This is a genomic window from Streptomyces sp. NPDC041135 (assembly GCF_055592085.1).
Map to the genome: position 1 here is coordinate 500,417 of NZ_JBVIYZ010000001.1, position 15,004 is coordinate 515,420.

Sequence of the window (15,004 nt, forward strand, 5' to 3'; positions counted from 1 at the left end):
GTTGCGGCTGGTGACGAGAGTACGCGCCCGGATGTGTCCGCGTCATGCGATCCGGCGACCGCCGCCCGCCCCCCGGACCCCCGTGGCGGCACCCGCCCGGAAGGTGATCCGGCCGGCGCGGGCGTCAGCGGCCGGGGGAGGGCACCGGGGTCACCGGCACTCCGCCGGCCGCCCTGCCCAGCAGGGTCAGCCGCACCGTGCCCGGGCCCGACAGCGTGGTGAACTCCGACAGCACCGCCAGCGCCAGGGTGTTGGCGCCCCGGGTGCGCAGGATGCCGTTGGGCAGGACGAAGGTGTGCTGCGGGCCGACGTCGTTGATGTACTGGCCCATGTTCCAGCCGTTGAGGAAGATCTGGGCGCGGTAGGAGCGGTAGGGGTCGTCCTCCAGGACCAGCCCGACCGAGGCGTCCACGTCCCCCGGCACCGACAGCCGGAACTCGGTGCGGTACCAGGTCACCCCCTGGCGGCGCTCGGCGCGCGGCAGCCGCACCGGCTCCCAGTCCCGGTCCGGGAAGCCGGGCAGGTGCCAGCCCTCCCGCTCGCCGAAGAGGCCGCCGTTGTTCAGCGGCCCGCGCACCGGGTCGGGGGCCGTCGCGCCCTGGATGCGCCACGTCACCCGGGGCGCGGCGCCCTTGAAGGTGACCGCGGTCAGCCCGCGGGCCACCTTGTGCGTGTCCTGCGCCTTGCCGTCCTGGTCGTGCTGCATGCGCCGGACGAGGACGGACAGCACGTGCCGGCCCGGCGTGCGCAGCCGCTCCGGCACCGGGAGGACGGCCGTGGCCGCCCAGCTGCCCTTGCGGACCGTGCTGTCGTCCGGCACCGGCATCCGGTGGGTGCCCAGCGGCTCCCCGTCCAGCCAGGCCATCAGCAGCCCCTGCGTGCCGGTGCTGTAGGCGAGGGAGATCTCCTCCAGGCCCGCGGCGTCCGTGAGGGCGCCGCGGTACCAGACGTCCCCGTAGTGGAAGCCGTAGTCGTCGGCGAACAGCACCGGCTGCCCCCGGGGGACGGGCGTGACGCTGTACGACGTCGTCCGGTCCACGACCCGCCACGCCGAGTCGTCGAAGCCCGGCCCGGCCTCCGGGTTCTCCGTCCGCGTCCGCCAGCCGCCCAGCTCGGGCAGCCGCACCTCGGGCACCCCGGGCAGCAGCGCGGTGGCCAGCAGGCTCCCGGAGGAGCTGACCCGGGTGGCCACGGGCCGCCCGTTCCAGACCACGGCGGTGACGCCGCGCGGCGCCCACACCTCCAGGCCGGTCTCCGCCACGACGTCGCCGGTCAGGTGGACCTCGGACCCGCGCACCTCGGCGTGGCGCAGCAGCGCCGGGCCGTAGACCAGCAGGGTGCCGGCCGGGGTGTCGTAGGGGAACAGGCGCCTGGAGGTGGCGTCGTCGGCGAACAGCAGCAGCAGCGGGACGTCGCTCTCGCCGCGTTCCACCAGCACCCGGGTCAGGCCGCCCTCGCCGAGGGGCACGTTCACCCGCAGCTCGCCGCGGTCGAACACCCAGGCGGCCTCCGCGTCGAGCCGGTTGACGAACGGCTCCTCGGGGCAGTCCAGCACCAGGCGGGCCATCTCGCCGTAGCGGCCGGTGAACACCGCGACGTCCCGCTGTCCGGGGCTGAGGCACATCATGGGCTGCGCGGTGCAGTACTTCAGCGTGCGCCGGCCCAGGGAGAGGCGGGTGGTCAGCAGCCGGGCGTCCCGGGCGGGCACGCTGATCTCCAGCGGGCCCTCCCCGGTGGGCAGGGTGGCGGTCACCTCACGGGCACTGTCGTTGCGGGCCACGTAGACGTGCGCGCCGGTGTCCGGGTTGGTCAGGTGGTACACCTTCAGCCCGTCCGCCGTGACGTCGGCGGCCCGGTCCAGCCGGGCGAAGTCCGGCACGCGTTGCAGCAGGTGCCCGAGCTGGTGCATCGGCACGATCTTGTCGGTGACGTTGCGCCCCTCGTCCAGCGCGGCCCCGTAGTCGTACGACGTGTAGACGACCGGCGCCGGCAGCCAGCCCCAGGAGGTGCCGCCGAAGGTCATGTACACGTTGTGCAGGGTGAGCCCGTTGGCGAGGTTGGTGAGGTAGGAGCGCCGCTCGTAGGCGGCGTCCCGGGTGCGCCGCGACTCGGCGTACCCCTTGCCGTCGAACCAGCACCCGCCCCACGGGTCGAACCAGCCGCCGCCGAACTCGGGCACGAACCCGGGCGTGCCGGGGCTCGCGCTCGCGCCCCCCTTGGGCCCGCCGGGCCCGAAGCGGCCCCAGTCGGGCGGGGTCTGGGACGGGGAGGGGTAGCCGTCGAAGCCGTACAGCCAGCCGCCCCGCTCGCCGCCCGTGTCGAAGGAGCCCGGGACCCAGTAGCCGTTGCGGCCCTTGTCGTTGTGGAACAGGGGCACGTCGATGCCGTCGCGCCGGACCGTGCGGTACAGGTGGGACATGTAGTCGCGGCCGGTGGCCTCGCCGACGTGGGAGTCGTACTCGTTCTCGATCTGGTAGAGCAGGACGGTGCCGGTGCCCCGGGTGAACAGGTGGCGGCGCACGATCCGGTTGACGGCCCCCAGCCACTCGTCGGCGTGGCGCAGGTAGTCCGGGTCGGCGGTGCGGGCCGTGCCCCTGGTGGCCGTGAGCCAGCCCGGGAAGCCGCCGCCGTCGACCTCGGCGTTGATGTAGGGCCCGGGGCGCACGATGACGTACAGCCCGGTCTCGGCGGCGGTCCGCAGGAACAGGCCGAGGTCGCGGACGCCGGTGAAGTCGTACCGGCCCGGGGCGGGGGAGTGGTAGTTCCAGCTGACGTAGATGCTGACGGCGTTGTAGCCGTGGGCGCGCAACTTCTGCAGCACGTCCCGCCACAGGGACGGGGAGGGCAGCCGGAAGGGGTGCATCTCGCCGGACCACACGACCAGGCGCCGGCCGTCGACGATCAGCGAGTAGCGGTCGTGGCCGACGGTGTGGCGGCGGCCGTCGGCGCTCGGCGGGGCGGGCGCCGGGCCGGTCGGCACGGTGCGCGCGGCGTACGCCGAAGGCGCCCCCGGGCCGCCGCTGCCGCCCAGGGCGAAGCCGAGCGCGGCCGAGCCGGCCAGGGCACTGAAGGTACGTCTGCTGAGCGCCAAGGGATCCTCCCGGGCGATCTTACGGGGCGCGGGTGGGCCCATTCTCCACGCACCGGCGCCCCACAATGGACGCATGAGGATCTCGGCGCGGGCGGATTACGCGGTACGGGCGGCACTGGAGCTGGCCGTACGGCACGGTGACGGCCCGGTGAAGGCGGAGGAGATCGCCGGTGTCCAGGACATCCCGCACAAGTTCCTGGAGGGCATCCTGGGCGATCTCAGGCGCGCCGGGATCGTCGACAGCCGGCGTGGCGGGGGCGGCGGCTACCGGCTGGCCCGGGAGGCGGCGCTGATCACGGTCGCGGACGTCATCCGGGCGGTGGACGGCCCCATCGTCTCGGTGCGCGGCGAGCGCCCGACGGGCCTGGCCTACACGGGCACCGCCCAGCCGCTGCTGCCGCTGTGGATCGCGCTGCGCGCCAACGTGCGCAAGATCCTGGAGGGCGTCACGGTCGCCGACCTCGCGGCGGACGCGCTGCCGGACCCGGTACGGCGGCTGGCCGCGGAACCGGCGGCCTGGGAGAACCCCTGAGCCGGCCCGGTACGGCGGGCGGCCCGGTACGGCGGGTACGGCGGGTGCGGCGCGGCGGGCGCGGCGCGCTGTGAACCGCCGGGTGTGAATGGCCGGAGTTCGCGTTTCCGGTCCCGTGCGGCGCTTCCTACGATGCGATCGCCCCCGGCCTTCACAGCTTGCGCACAGGTTCTTCATGGGCGGGCCGGGGTCACCCCCCACTCACCTCTCGACATCTGGAGAAGCCATGCCCGGTGGACTCCTTCTGGGCGGTGCGCTCGCCGCGCTGCTCACCGCCGCGAGTGCCGTCACGCCCGCTCAGGACCCGTCGTCCGGGTTCACCGACCCGCCCCCGGACAAGATCGTCATCAAGGTCGCCACGGTCAACGGCTCGGGCTGTCCGCAGGGCACGGCGGCCGTCGCCGTCTCCCCGGACAACACCGCCTTCACCGTGACCTACAGCGACTACCTGGCCCAGGCCGGCGGCGGCTCGGACCCCACGGCGTTCCGCCGCAACTGCCAGCTCAACCTCGTCGTGCACGTCCCGCAGGGCTTCACCTACGCCGTCGCCGCCGCGGACTACCGGGGCTTCGCCTCGCTCCAGCCCGGCGCCAACGGCACCGAGCGGGCCTCGTACTACTTCCAGGGCTCACCGAACACGGCGTCCGCAAGCCACCCCTTCAACGGCCCCTACAACGACGACTGGCAGGCCACCGACAGCACGGACTGGGCGCAGCTGGTCTGGGCGCCCTGCGGGGTCCAGCGCAACTTCAACATCAACACCGAGCTGCGGGTCACCGCCGGCAGCACGTCGCCGGGCAAGGTCAGCTTCATGACGATGGACTCGACGGACGGGGACATCAGCACCGTGTACCACCTGGCCTGGAAGACCTGCCCCGCGTAACCGGGGCGCGGGCCGCGCGCCGCGGGCTCAGCCGGTGCGGCCCATGCCCGCCGCGCTCGGCCAGCTCTGCGCGTCCGGCCAGCCGGTCGCCGGTGCGGGGGACAGGTCGGGCGGCGGTGCCGTCATGCCGCGGACCTGGGCCGCGGTGAGGCCGCCGCGGGCCGGGACACCGGGTGGGGTCGGGCCCGTGGCCGCGGCGGCCGGTACGGGGGCGGGCTCCGGCGCCGGGACGGGCATCGGGGCCGCGGCGGGCACCGGCGCCGCGAGCGGCATCGGGGCCGGGACGGGAGCGGCCGCGGGCATCGGCATCGGTGCCGGCACGGGCGCCGGCATCGGCACGTGCGGGGCCGTCTGCGCCGCCGCGGGCATCGGCATCGCGCCGGCCGGCGGTGCGGCGGCGGGCAGCGGCATCGCCGCGGCCGGTGCGAGGCCGGGGCCGGGCGCCTGCGCGGCGGTCACGGCCCGGGCCGCGAGCCCCGGCAGTCCCGCCCCGTTGGTCTGGCTGACCAGCCGGTCCACGGCCGCCGTGCCCGAGCTGTAGTGCGTCCCCGCACCCGGCCCGGTCACGGCGGCTCCCCTCCCGGTCCCGTAGAGCACCTGTTCCAGGCCGGACACCAGGCGACGCACGTCGACCTGGGGGCGCACCACGAGACGCAGGAAGCGGCTGGACGAACCGATCTTGTTGCCGCACTCGCGGACCAGGATCCGGTGCTCGCCGAGCATCCGGTCCCGGACCACGGTGCCTTCGGCGCCGAGGGGGAGGCGCACGAAGAGGAAGTTGCCCTGCGACGGATAGACCGTCAGACCGGGCAAGGAGGAGAGCGCGCTGGCCATCTCCAGGCGGTCCCGGCGGACCTGGACCAGGCTCTGCGCGTACGCGGCGCCGTGCTCGCGCAGCATGAAGACCACGTGCTCGGCGAAGGAGTTGAGGTTCCACTTGGGGAGCATCGACCGGATCTTCCCCGCCAGCGCGGGGTTGGCCACCAGATAGCCGAAGCGGACGCCGTGCAGGCCGAAGTTCTTGCCGAGGCTGCGCAGCACCACCACGTTGGGGCGGAGCATGGCCTCCTGGACGACGCTGGGTTCCGCCTCGGCGTCGGCGAACTCCAGGAAGGACTCGTCGACCACCACCAGGTCCAGATCGGCCATCGCGTCCATGAACCGCACCACCGACTCGCGGGGCAGATAGCCGCCGTCGGGGTTGTTGGGGTTGCAGATCACCGCGACCCGGGTGCCGCGGGCCCGCAGGAACTCGGCGTACCGGGCGAGGTCGAGGGCGAAGCCGGTGGACTCCTGGAGCGGGAACATGTCGACCCGCTTGCCGGTCTCCATGGGCTGGTCGGTCCAGCGGCCGAAGGTGGGCACCGGCACGGCCAGCGACTCGCGCACCAGCAGGTGGTCGATCCAGGTGATGAGTTCCGTCGAGCCGTTGCCCATCGCCACGCACTGCGGCGGCAGCCCGAGCAGGCTGCACAGCTCGGCGGTGATGGTGTCGGCGCCGCTCGGGTAGAACGTGATGATCTCCCGCAGCCGGGCCGCCATCTCCTCGAACATCGCCGGAGTGGGGAAATAGGGGTTGCAGGGGATGCAGAAGTCCACCGGGCCCGTGCCGTCGCCCTCCCGGGTCAGCGCCGCCATGGAGGGGCTGTGCGCCGCCGTGCTGCGAAACAGCGAGGTGACGTTGCCGGCCAAGGGAAACCTCCGTCGGTGGGTGGCCCGTGCGGGGGAGCACGGGCCACCCATGGATACGGAGGCCGGTGGGGCGCTGTTCACCTCATGTGAAAGAAGTGTGGCGCCCGGCGGGCGTCAGGCGCCGAAGGAGTGCACCGTCGTCGTGCGGTACGTCTGCCCGGGCCGCAGCACGGTCGAGGGGAACGCCGGCTGGTTGGGGGAGTCCGGGAAGTGCTGGGTCTCCAGGCAGAGGGCGTCGCCCTGGCGGTAGGTGCGGCCGCCGGTGCCGGTGAGGGTGCCGTCGAGGAAGTTGCCCGAGTAGAACTGCAGCCCGGGCTGGTCGGTGGCGATCCTCAGGGTGCGGCCGGAGCGGGGGTCGCGCAGGGTGGCGACGTGCTCGGGCCGCGCCGTGCTGCCCTTGTCCAGCACCCAGTTGTGGTCGAACCCCTTGGCCTGCACCTGCTGGACGTGCCCGGCGCGGATGTCCCGGCCGATCGGCTTGGCGTGCCGGAAGTCGAACGGGGTGCCCGAGACCCGGGCCAGCTCACCGGTGGGGATCAGACCCGGGTCGGTGGGCGTGTAGCGGGAGGCGGCGATCGTCAGCTCGTGGTCCTCGATCGTGCCGCTGCCCTCGCCGGCCAGGTTCCAGTAGACGTGGCTGGTGAGGTTGACCACGGTGGCCCGGTCGGTGGTGGCCGCGTAGTCGATGCGCCAGTCGCCGTGCCGGGTCAGGGTGTACGTCACCTTGGTGCGCAGCGTGCCCGGGTAGCCCATCTCGCCGTCGGCGCTGGTGTAGTACAGGCGCAGGCCGACGTCGGAGCCCCGGGTGAACGGCTCCACGTCCCAGACCCGCTTGTCGAAGCCCTTGGCGCCGCCGTGCAGGCTGTTGTCGCCGTCGTTGACGGACAGCTGGTACGCGGTGCCGTCCAGGGTGAAGCGGCCCTTGCCGATGCGGTTGCCGTAGCGGCCGATGAGGGCGCCGAAGTAGGGGCTGGAGGCCACGTAGTCGTCGAGGGAGGCGAAGCCCGCGACGACGTTGGCGTGGCGGCCGCGGCGGTCGGCGGTCTCCAGGCTCTGCACGACGCCGCCGTAGGACAGCACCTTCAGCCGGGTGCCGCCGTTCTCCAGCGACCAGCGGTGCACCTTGGTGCCGTCGGCGAGGGTGCCGAAGAGTTCCCGCTGCGGCTTGCGGCCGCTGCCGGGGCCGGCGTGTGCGGTGCCCCCGAGTGCGGTGGTGGCGAGGCCCGCCGCGGCGGCTCCCGCGATGACCGTGCGTCTGTTCAGTTCCATCTGGCGGCTCCTGTGTCGGGAGTGGGAAGGCGCCCGCCGCCGTCCCGCGCCCCGCGGAAGGGGGCGCGGGCGGCCGTGCGGCCGGCCGCGGTCCGCGGCCTCGTCACTGCCCCGGCGGCGGGGCGTTCTCGCTGATCTACGAACCGGACTTGCGCTTGTTCCACACGTCGAACCCGACCGCCACCAGCAGGGCCAGGCCCTTGATGACCTGCTGCCAGTCGGTGCCGACGCTGAGGAGGTTCATGCCGTTGTTCAGCACGCCGAGGACGAGACCGCCGATGATGGCGCCGAGGACGGTGCCGACACCGCCGCTCATGGAGGCCCCGCCGATGAACGACGAGGCGATGGCCTCGAGTTCGAAGTTGAGGCCCGCCTTCGGCGAGGCCGCGTTGAGGCGGGCGGCGACCACCAGACCCGCCAGGGCCGCGAGCACGCCCATGTTCAGGAAGACGTAGAAGGTGACCTTCTTGTCCTTGACGCCGGAGAGCTTGGCCGCCGGCAGGTTGCCGCCGATCGCGTAGATGTGCCGGCCGAAGACCGCGTTGCGCATGACGTAGCCGTACCCGACCACCAGCGCGCCGAGGACGATCAGCACGGTCGGGGCGCCGTGGTAGCTGGCGAGCAGCATCGTGACGACGAGGATCGCGGCGGTGATGGCGGCCAGCTTGAGCAGGAACAGGTTCCTGGGCGCCACGTCGAGGGAGAACTCCTGCTGGCGCCTGCGGTCACGGATCTCCTGAAGCACCGTGCAGACGATCAGGGCGATGCCCAGCAGCAGCGTGATGTTGTGGTAGTTGGTGTCCGGGCCGACCTCCGGCAGGAAGCCGTTGCCCATCTTCTGCAGCCCGTCCGGGAACGGGCCGAGGGTCTGGCCCTGGAGGAAGATCTCCGTCAGTCCGCGGAAGATCAGCATCCCGGCGAGGGTGACGATGAACGAGGGTATGCCGAAGTAGGCGATCATGAAGCCCTGCGCCGCGCCCGCCACGGCGCCCACCAGCAGGCACAGCACCAGGGCGACCGGCCAGGACACCCCGTGCTGCACCGTCAGCACGGCCGCGAAGGCGCCGATGAACGCCGTCAGCGAGCCGACCGACAGGTCGATGTGGCCCGCGATGATCACCAGCATCATGCCGATCGCGAGGATCAGGATGTGGCTGTTCTGGAGCACCAGGTTGGAGACGTTGCGCGGCAGCAGCAGGTCGCCGTCGGTCCACACCGAGAACAGCACCACGATCAGGCCGAGCGCGATCAGCATGCCGTACTGGCGCATGTTGTTGCGCAGGCCGTCCAGCATCAGCTGCAACAGGCCGCCGGAGGCGGGTTCGCCGCCCTTCCCGGGCGGCGCCGGAGCCGGGGTCTTGGCGGTCACGTCCGTGCTCATCGGGTTACCTCTTTGTCCTTCGTCATCTGGCGCATCAGCGATTCCTGCGAGGCCTCGGCGCGGGAGAACTCGCCGGTCAGCCGGCCCGCGGCCATCGTGTAGATGCGGTCGCACATGCCGAGCAGTTCCGGCAGCTCGGAGGAGATGAAGACGACCGCCCTGCCCTCGGCCGCCAGCTTGTCGATGACCGTGTAGATCTCGAACTTGGCCCCGACGTCGATGCCGCGCGTGGGCTCGTCGAGGATCAGCACGTCCGGATCGGCGAAGATCCACTTGCTGAGGACGACCTTCTGCTGGTTGCCGCCGGACAGCTTGCCCACCGGTTCGAAGACGGTCGGCGCCTTGATGTTCATCGACGTCCGGAACCGCTCGGCGACCTGCCGCTCCTCGTGCTCGTCGACCACGCCGCGCCGGGCCACCTTGGCCAGCGAGGTCAGCGAGATGTTGCGGTTGATGGTGTCGATGAGGTTGAGGCCGTAGTGCTTGCGGTCCTCGGTGACGTAGGCGATGCCGTGCCCGATCGCCTCCGCGACGCTCCGGGTGCGGATCTCCTTGCCGTCCTTGAGGACCGTGCCGCCCGCGTACCGGCCGTAGGAGCGCCCGAAGACGCTCATGGCCAGTTCGGTGCGGCCGGCGCCCATCAGGCCCGCGATGCCGACGATCTCGCCCCGGCGCACGTGCACCGACACGTCGTCGACCACCTTGCGCTGCTGGTCGATCGGGTGGTGCACGGTCCAGTCCCGGATCTCCAGGGCCGGCGCCGCGCCCTCCGGGGCCTGGTGCGGGGTGCGCTCGGGGAAGCGGTGGTCGAGGTCGCGGCCCACCATGCCGCTGATGATCCGGTCCTCGGTCGTCTCCGCGGCCCGCACGTCGAGCGTCTCGATGGACCGCCCGTCGCGGATGATCGTCACCGAGTCGGCGACCCGGCGGATCTCGTTGAGCTTGTGGGAGATGATGATCGAGGTGATGCCCTGCTTCTTCAGCTCCAGGATCAGATCCAGCAGCTTGCCGCTGTCCTCGTCGTTCAGCGCCGCCGTCGGCTCGTCCAGGATGAGCAGCTTCACCTTCTTCGACAGCGCCTTGGCGATCTCCACCAGCTGCTGCTTGCCCACGCCGATGTCGGCGACCCGGGTCTCCGGGTGGTCGTCGAGACCGACCCGCCGCAGCAGTTCGGTGGCGTGCCTGAGCGTGTCGTTCCAGTTGATGAGGCCGCGCCTGGCGTGCTCGTTGCCGAGGAAGATGTTCTCCGCGACGGAGAGGTAGGGCACCAGCGCCAGTTCCTGGTGGATGATGACGATGCCGTGCTGCTCGCTGGCCCGGATGTCCCGGAAGCGGCAGACCTCTCCTTCGAAGAGGACCTCCCCCTCGTAACTGCCGTGCGGATGGACGCCGGAGAGCACCTTCATCAAGGTGGACTTCCCGGCGCCGTTCTCACCGCAGATGGCGTGGACCTCGCCCTGACGGACCGTCAGCGTGACGTCCGACAGAGCTTTGACACCGGGAAAGGTCTTGACGATCGAGCGCATTTCCAGGACGGGTCCCGCCATGGTCGTGCCTTCCAATCAGTGTGGGGTCGTCGGACGGGCGGGGCTCACTTGAGCTGGTCGGCCGTGTAGTAGCCGCCCTTGACGAGCACGTCCTCGTAGTTGGTCTTGTCGACGCTGACCGGCTGCAGCAGGTAGGCGGGGACGACCTTGCTGCCGTTGTCGTACGACGTGGTGTCGTTGACCTCGGGCTTCTTGCCCTTGAGGACGTCGTCGACCATCGTCGAGGCGACCTCGGCGAGCTTGCGCAGGTCCTTGTAGACGGTCTGCGTCTGCTGCCCGCCGATGATCGACTTCACGGAGGCGAGTTCGGCGTCCTGGCCGGTGATGACGGGCAGGGGCTTGCTGCCGGAGCCGTAGCCGTCGGACTTCAGCGCGGACAGGATGCCGATGGAGATGCCGTCGTAGGGCGACAGGACGGCGTCGACGTGCTCGCTCTTGTAGGAGGAGGTCAGGATGTCGTCCATGCGCCGCTGGGCGGTGGCGCCATCCCAGCGCAGCGTGGTGACCTTGTTGAGCGCGGTCTGGCCGGAGCGGACCACCAGCTGCTTCTTGTCCATGTACGGCTTCAGCACGCTCATCGCGCCGTTGAAGAAGTACCGGGTGTTGTTGTCGTCGTTGGAGCCGGCGAACAGCTCGATGTTGAACGGGCCCTTCTTGCCGCTGTCCAGGCCGAGCCGGTGCGCGATGTAGCTGCCCTGGAGCTTGCCGACCTTCTCGTTGTCGAAGGACGCGTAGTAGTCGACGTTCTTGCTGCCGAGGATCAGCCGGTCGTAGGAGATGACCGGGATGTCGGCGTCCGCGGCCTGCTGGAGCACGCTGTCGAGGGACTTGTTGTCGATGGCCGCGATGATCAGGCCCTTGACGCCCTGCGTGATCAGGTTCTCGATCTGCGAGACCTGCTGCTCCGGGTCGTCCTCGCCGTAGACGAGCTTCGTCTTGTAGCCCTTGGCCTCGAGGTCCTTCACGACGTTCTTGCCGTCGGAGATCCAGCGCTCGGAGGACTTGGTGGGCATCGCGATGCCGATGGTGCCGCCCTTGCTGCTGCCCTTGTCCTCCTTGCTGCCGCCCTCCCCGCTCTGCCCGCAGGCGGACAGGGTGAGGGCGAGGGAGGAGGCCGCGGCTATGGCGGCGAGGGCGGCTCTGCGGTTGCGCATGGTGATCAGTCCTTGGTCGTCTCGTCGTGAAGAGGTGCGCGCCGTACGGCGCTGGTGGCGGCGTCGGTGGTCGGGCGCCGGTGGGTCAGGCGTCGGTGGGTGGGGTGTCGGTGGGGAAGCGGTGCAGCGGGCCGGGCAGCCGGGAGCCGAGCGGCGCCATGTCGCCGGCCGCGCCGTGCCGGGCGAGCAGGTCCAGGGCGAGGCGGCCGCGGCGCACCCGCTCCCGGGCGGTGTCCAGGGTGACGTCCCGCAGGTGGGTGCCCCAGGGGTAGATGCCGGGGGCCTTGGACAGGCCGAACTTCAGGTACAGCGGCGCGCCGCGCCGGATCAGCTCGGCGACCTCGTACATCCGGACGTAGCCGCCGAGGTCGTCGGGGGCCTCGATGTACATGTCCATCGGGGCGGCCGACACCCGCCGGATCTCGGTGAGGTGATCCAGCGTCAGGTCGGACGGCACGTTGACGGAGTCCGCGCCCAGGCGCTCGTAGACGGCGTAGGCGGCCGGGTTGACCGGGCCGATCAGCGCGGAGACCTTCAGCGTGGTGCCGGCCGGGAGGATGCCCTGCTGCCGGGCCCGGTGCAGGGTCCACAGCACGCCCTCGTCGGCGACCAGCAGGCACCTGACGCCCAGCTCGGTGGCGCGGACGGCGTCCTCGACGCAGCCGGCCACGGCGTCGTGGCCGCGGGCGCGCGGCCCGGCCCCGCGGGAGTCGCTGCGCACCGAGCCGCCGGTGTCCCAGGTGCCGCGCGGGCCGGTGAACAGGCACAGCTCGATGTCCCGTTCGGCGGCGGCGTCGACCATCTCGGTGATCTCGGCGTCGGTCAGCATCCACACGCCGCTGCCCTGGCTGATCCGGTGGATCGGCACGTCGAGCCGCGAGGCCTCCTTCAGCACGACCGCCAGCGCCTCGGGGCCCTCGCACGAGGGGATCTCGGTGCGCCAGCGGCCTCCGCCGGGGAAGCTGTGCGGCGAGGCGTCGGCGGGGTCGAGCGCGGGCGCGCCCAGGCCGAGGGCGGCGAGCGCCTGCTCACCGGGCCTGCGGGCTGCCGTGGCGGAAGGGTCGGTCACAAGCTGTCCTTAGTGTTCGGTATATCGGACGAGGTTCGCGGCTCAGGGCGGGAAAAGCTGGTGTACGCCGGTACGGCGGTCGTCAGGTCACCCCCGTACCGGCGTACGGCTAGGGGCGGAGCAGGACTTTTCCCACCTTCGGGTCGCCGGCTCCCACCAGGGCGATGGCCCGGGAGAACTCGGTCAGCGGCAGCTCGTGCGTGACCAGCGGCAGCGGGTCGAGCAACCCCGCGCCGAACACCCGCACCGCGTGCGCCCAGGCCTCCGGCGGCGCACCGAAGACGGTGTGCACCTCCAGCTGCCGCACCACCAGGCCGGTGGGGTCCAGGCCCTCGGCGCCCGGGGCCGGGATGCCCGTCAGGACCAGGCGCCCGCCCCGCCGCAGCAGGGAGGCGGCGGTGCGCGCGGCGGACGCGGACCCGGCGGTCTCGATCACGACGTCGAAGTCGTCCGGCAGCGGCTGCTGCCTGAGCCGGAAGTCGGTGGCGCCGAACCGCCGTGACAGCGCCTCGCGGTCGCCGCGCGTGCCGACGACCAGCAGCTCGGCCGGGGAGACCGCCCGCAGGAACTGCACGGCGAACATGCCGAGCGTGCCCGTGCCCACCACCGCGATCCGCTCGCCCGGCCGGGCACCGCTCTTGAGCGCGGCGGCGGCGACGCAGGCGGCGGGCTCCAGCAGGGCGGCCGCGGTCAGGTCGGCGGTGTCCGGCAGCACGTGCAGCAGGCGGGCCGGCAGGGTCAGGGTGGCGGCCATGGCGCCGGGCTGGGTGAAGCCGGTCTCCTCGTAGCCCGCCCCGCACAGGGTGGTCTCGCCCGCGTGACAGCGGTCGCACACCTGGCAGTTGCGGAAGCCCTCGCCGACCACCTTGCGGCCGGTCAGCTCCGGCGGCACCCCGGCGCCCACCGCCCGCACGGTCCCGGACCACTCGTGCCCGGGCGTCACGGGGTAGCGCACGTACCCCTCGGGCCGGTTGCCCTGGTACAGCTCGCGGTCGCTGCCGCAGATGCCCACCGCGTGCACGGTGACCAGCGCCTCGCCCGCGCCCGGCTCGCGCGGCTCGTGCGCGACCACCCGGTGCGCGCCCGGCGCCTCGACGACGACCGCGGAACTCACTGAGTGCCCTTCGGCCTGCGCTGCTCCCAGCCCTCGGCCCACAGGTCGAAGCGCGCCTGCTGCTGGGGGAACTCGGCGGCCGCGTCGGCGTCGAACTCCACACCCAGGCCGGGCGCCTCGGAGAGGTGGAAGTACCCGTCGACGACCTCGGGGGCGCCCTTGACCACCTTTTTGATCTCCGCGTCGGCGAAGTCGTTGAAGTGCTCCAGGATCTTGAAGTTCGGTGTGCTGAAGCCGACCTGGAGGGAGGCGGCGGTGAGCACCGACCCGCCCACGTTGTGCGGGGCGACCAGCATGTAGTGCGTCTCGGCGGTCGCTGCCAGCTTGCGGGTCTCCCAGATGCCGCCGAGGTGGCCGACGTCGGGCTGGATGATGTCCACGCTCTGGCTGTCGAACAGCTCCCGGAACTCGATCCGGTCGTGGATGCGCTCACCCGTGGCGAGCGGGACGTCCACCTTGGCGGCGACCTTCTCCAGCGCCTTGAGGTTCTCCGGCGGCACCGGCTCCTCCAGCCAGGCGGGCTTGAAGGGGGCCATCTCCCGGGCCAGCCGCACGGCGGTGGCGGGGGAGAAGCGGCCGTGCATCTCCAGCATCAGCTCGGCGTCCGGCCCGATCGCGTCGCGCACGGCCTCGATGAGCGAGACGGCGTAGAGGGTCTGCTCGTGGTCCAGTTCGAAGTGCCCGGTGCCGAAGGGGTCGATCTTCAGCGCCCGGTAGCCGCGCGCCACGACGCCCTCGGCGGCGCGGTGGTAGGCCTCCGGGGTCCGCTCGGTGGTGTACCAGCCGTTGGCGTAGGCCTTGACCCGGTCGGTGACCTTGCCGCCCAGCAGCTGCCAGACCGGCACCCCGAGGGCCTTGCCCTTGATGTCCCAGCACGCCATCTCCACGACGGCGATGCCGGACATCACGATCTCGCCGGCCCGCCCGTAGTCGCCGTACTTCATGCGGCGCACCAGGTCCTCGACAGCGAAGGGGTCGGATCCGAGAATGTGATTGGTCTCGGCCTCCCGGAGGTAGCCGATCAGCGCGTCGGTGTGACCGAGCATCCGGGTCTCGCCGACTCCCGTGATCCCCTCGTCGGTGTGCACCTGGACGTACGTCAGGTTGCGCCACGGCGTCCCGACGACGTGCGTGCTGATTCCGGTGATGCGCACGGCAGTTGCCCCTCAGCTGTTCGAGATTTCGTCACACGTTCGAAATGCTGGCGTGACAGTAAGGACGCGACGGCAGGGGTGTCAATGGGTCGAACAGGTAACGGTTTCGACAAGGCGT

11 protein-coding genes are annotated in these 15,004 nt (G+C 71.8%); 2 read left to right on the top strand and 9 right to left on the bottom strand.

What is annotated here, in order from left to right; all coding sequences use genetic code 11:
* Positions 1–124 precede the first annotated feature (124 nt).
* Positions 125–3,091: a glycoside hydrolase family 35 protein gene (locus tag ACZ6CZ_RS02215; protein WP_469013443.1), complete on the bottom strand. Its 2,967-nt coding sequence runs from the start codon at positions 3,089–3,091 to the stop codon at positions 125–127.
* Between the two features lie 73 nt (positions 3,092–3,164).
* Here ACZ6CZ_RS02215 and ACZ6CZ_RS02220 point away from each other — a divergent pair, with 73 nt between their 5' ends.
* Both ACZ6CZ_RS02220 and ACZ6CZ_RS02225 read left to right on the top strand, forming a co-directional pair.
* Positions 3,165–3,623, top strand: coding sequence for an RrF2 family transcriptional regulator (locus tag ACZ6CZ_RS02220; RefSeq protein WP_469013446.1), 459 nt, complete (start codon positions 3,165–3,167; stop codon positions 3,621–3,623).
* A 226-nt stretch (positions 3,624–3,849) separates the two neighbouring features.
* On the top strand, positions 3,850–4,506 hold the full coding sequence (locus ACZ6CZ_RS02225; protein ID WP_469013449.1) for a DUF4360 domain-containing protein: 657 nt from the start codon (positions 3,850–3,852) through the stop codon (positions 4,504–4,506).
* Positions 4,507–4,533: 27 nt separating this feature from the next.
* Here the strand turns inward: ACZ6CZ_RS02225 and ACZ6CZ_RS02230 are convergent, their stop codons facing one another.
* The 8 genes from ACZ6CZ_RS02230 to ACZ6CZ_RS02265 form a co-directional block, all read right to left on the bottom strand.
* The gene (locus tag ACZ6CZ_RS02230; RefSeq protein ID WP_469013451.1) at positions 4,534–6,198 is read right to left on the bottom strand and encodes a pyridoxal phosphate-dependent aminotransferase; all 1,665 of its coding nucleotides are present in this window, start codon (positions 6,196–6,198) and stop codon (positions 4,534–4,536) included.
* Positions 6,199–6,312: 114 nt separating this feature from the next.
* Positions 6,313–7,467, bottom strand: a complete 1,155-nt coding sequence (locus ACZ6CZ_RS02235) for an aldose epimerase family protein (RefSeq protein ID WP_469013453.1) — start codon at positions 7,465–7,467, stop codon at positions 6,313–6,315.
* 136 nt (positions 7,468–7,603) lie between these two features.
* Positions 7,604–8,848 carry a multiple monosaccharide ABC transporter permease gene (mmsB, locus tag ACZ6CZ_RS02240; protein ID WP_469013456.1) on the bottom strand — a complete coding sequence of 415 codons (1,245 nt, stop codon included), beginning with the start codon at positions 8,846–8,848 and terminating at the stop codon, positions 7,604–7,606.
* Positions 8,845–10,395, bottom strand: a complete 1,551-nt coding sequence (gene mmsA, locus ACZ6CZ_RS02245) for a multiple monosaccharide ABC transporter ATP-binding protein (RefSeq protein ID WP_469013458.1) — start codon at positions 10,393–10,395, stop codon at positions 8,845–8,847. The genes mmsB and mmsA overlap by 4 nt, the downstream gene beginning before the upstream one ends.
* 44 nt (positions 10,396–10,439) lie before the next feature.
* The gene (gene chvE, locus ACZ6CZ_RS02250) at positions 10,440–11,549 is read right to left on the bottom strand and encodes a multiple monosaccharide ABC transporter substrate-binding protein (RefSeq protein ID WP_469013461.1); all 1,110 of its coding nucleotides are present in this window, start codon (positions 11,547–11,549) and stop codon (positions 10,440–10,442) included.
* Positions 11,550–11,634: 85 nt separating this feature from the next.
* Entirely contained in the window at positions 11,635–12,618 is a 984-nt protein-coding gene (locus ACZ6CZ_RS02255) for a hypothetical protein (protein WP_469013465.1), read from the bottom strand.
* Positions 12,619–12,727: 109 nt separating this feature from the next.
* Complete coding sequence (locus ACZ6CZ_RS02260) at positions 12,728–13,732, bottom strand: zinc-dependent alcohol dehydrogenase (RefSeq protein ID WP_469013467.1); 1,005 nt, start codon at positions 13,730–13,732, stop codon at positions 12,728–12,730.
* Positions 13,729–14,886, bottom strand: a complete 1,158-nt coding sequence (locus tag ACZ6CZ_RS02265; protein ID WP_469013470.1) for a mandelate racemase/muconate lactonizing enzyme family protein — start codon at positions 14,884–14,886, stop codon at positions 13,729–13,731. Before ACZ6CZ_RS02265 ends, ACZ6CZ_RS02260 begins: the two co-directional genes overlap by 4 nt.
* Positions 14,887–15,004 lie beyond the last annotated feature (118 nt).

What these genes read in the sequence shown, in the direction of transcription:
- ACZ6CZ_RS02220 (WP_469013446.1), top strand. Translation starts at nt 3,165, where the DNA reads ATGAGGATCTCGGCGCGGGCGGATTACGCGGTACGGGCGGCACTGGAG.
- ACZ6CZ_RS02225 (WP_469013449.1), top strand. Translation starts at nt 3,850, where the DNA reads ATGCCCGGTGGACTCCTTCTGGGCGGTGCGCTCGCCGCGCTGCTCACC.
- ACZ6CZ_RS02235 (WP_469013453.1), bottom strand. Translation starts at nt 7,467, where the DNA reads ATGGAACTGAACAGACGCACGGTCATCGCGGGAGCCGCCGCGGCGGGC.
- mmsB (WP_469013456.1), bottom strand. Translation starts at nt 8,848, where the DNA reads ATGAGCACGGACGTGACCGCCAAGACCCCGGCTCCGGCGCCGCCCGGG.
- mmsA (WP_469013458.1), bottom strand. Translation starts at nt 10,395, where the DNA reads ATGGCGGGACCCGTCCTGGAAATGCGCTCGATCGTCAAGACCTTTCCC.
- chvE (WP_469013461.1), bottom strand. Translation starts at nt 11,549, where the DNA reads ATGCGCAACCGCAGAGCCGCCCTCGCCGCCATAGCCGCGGCCTCCTCC.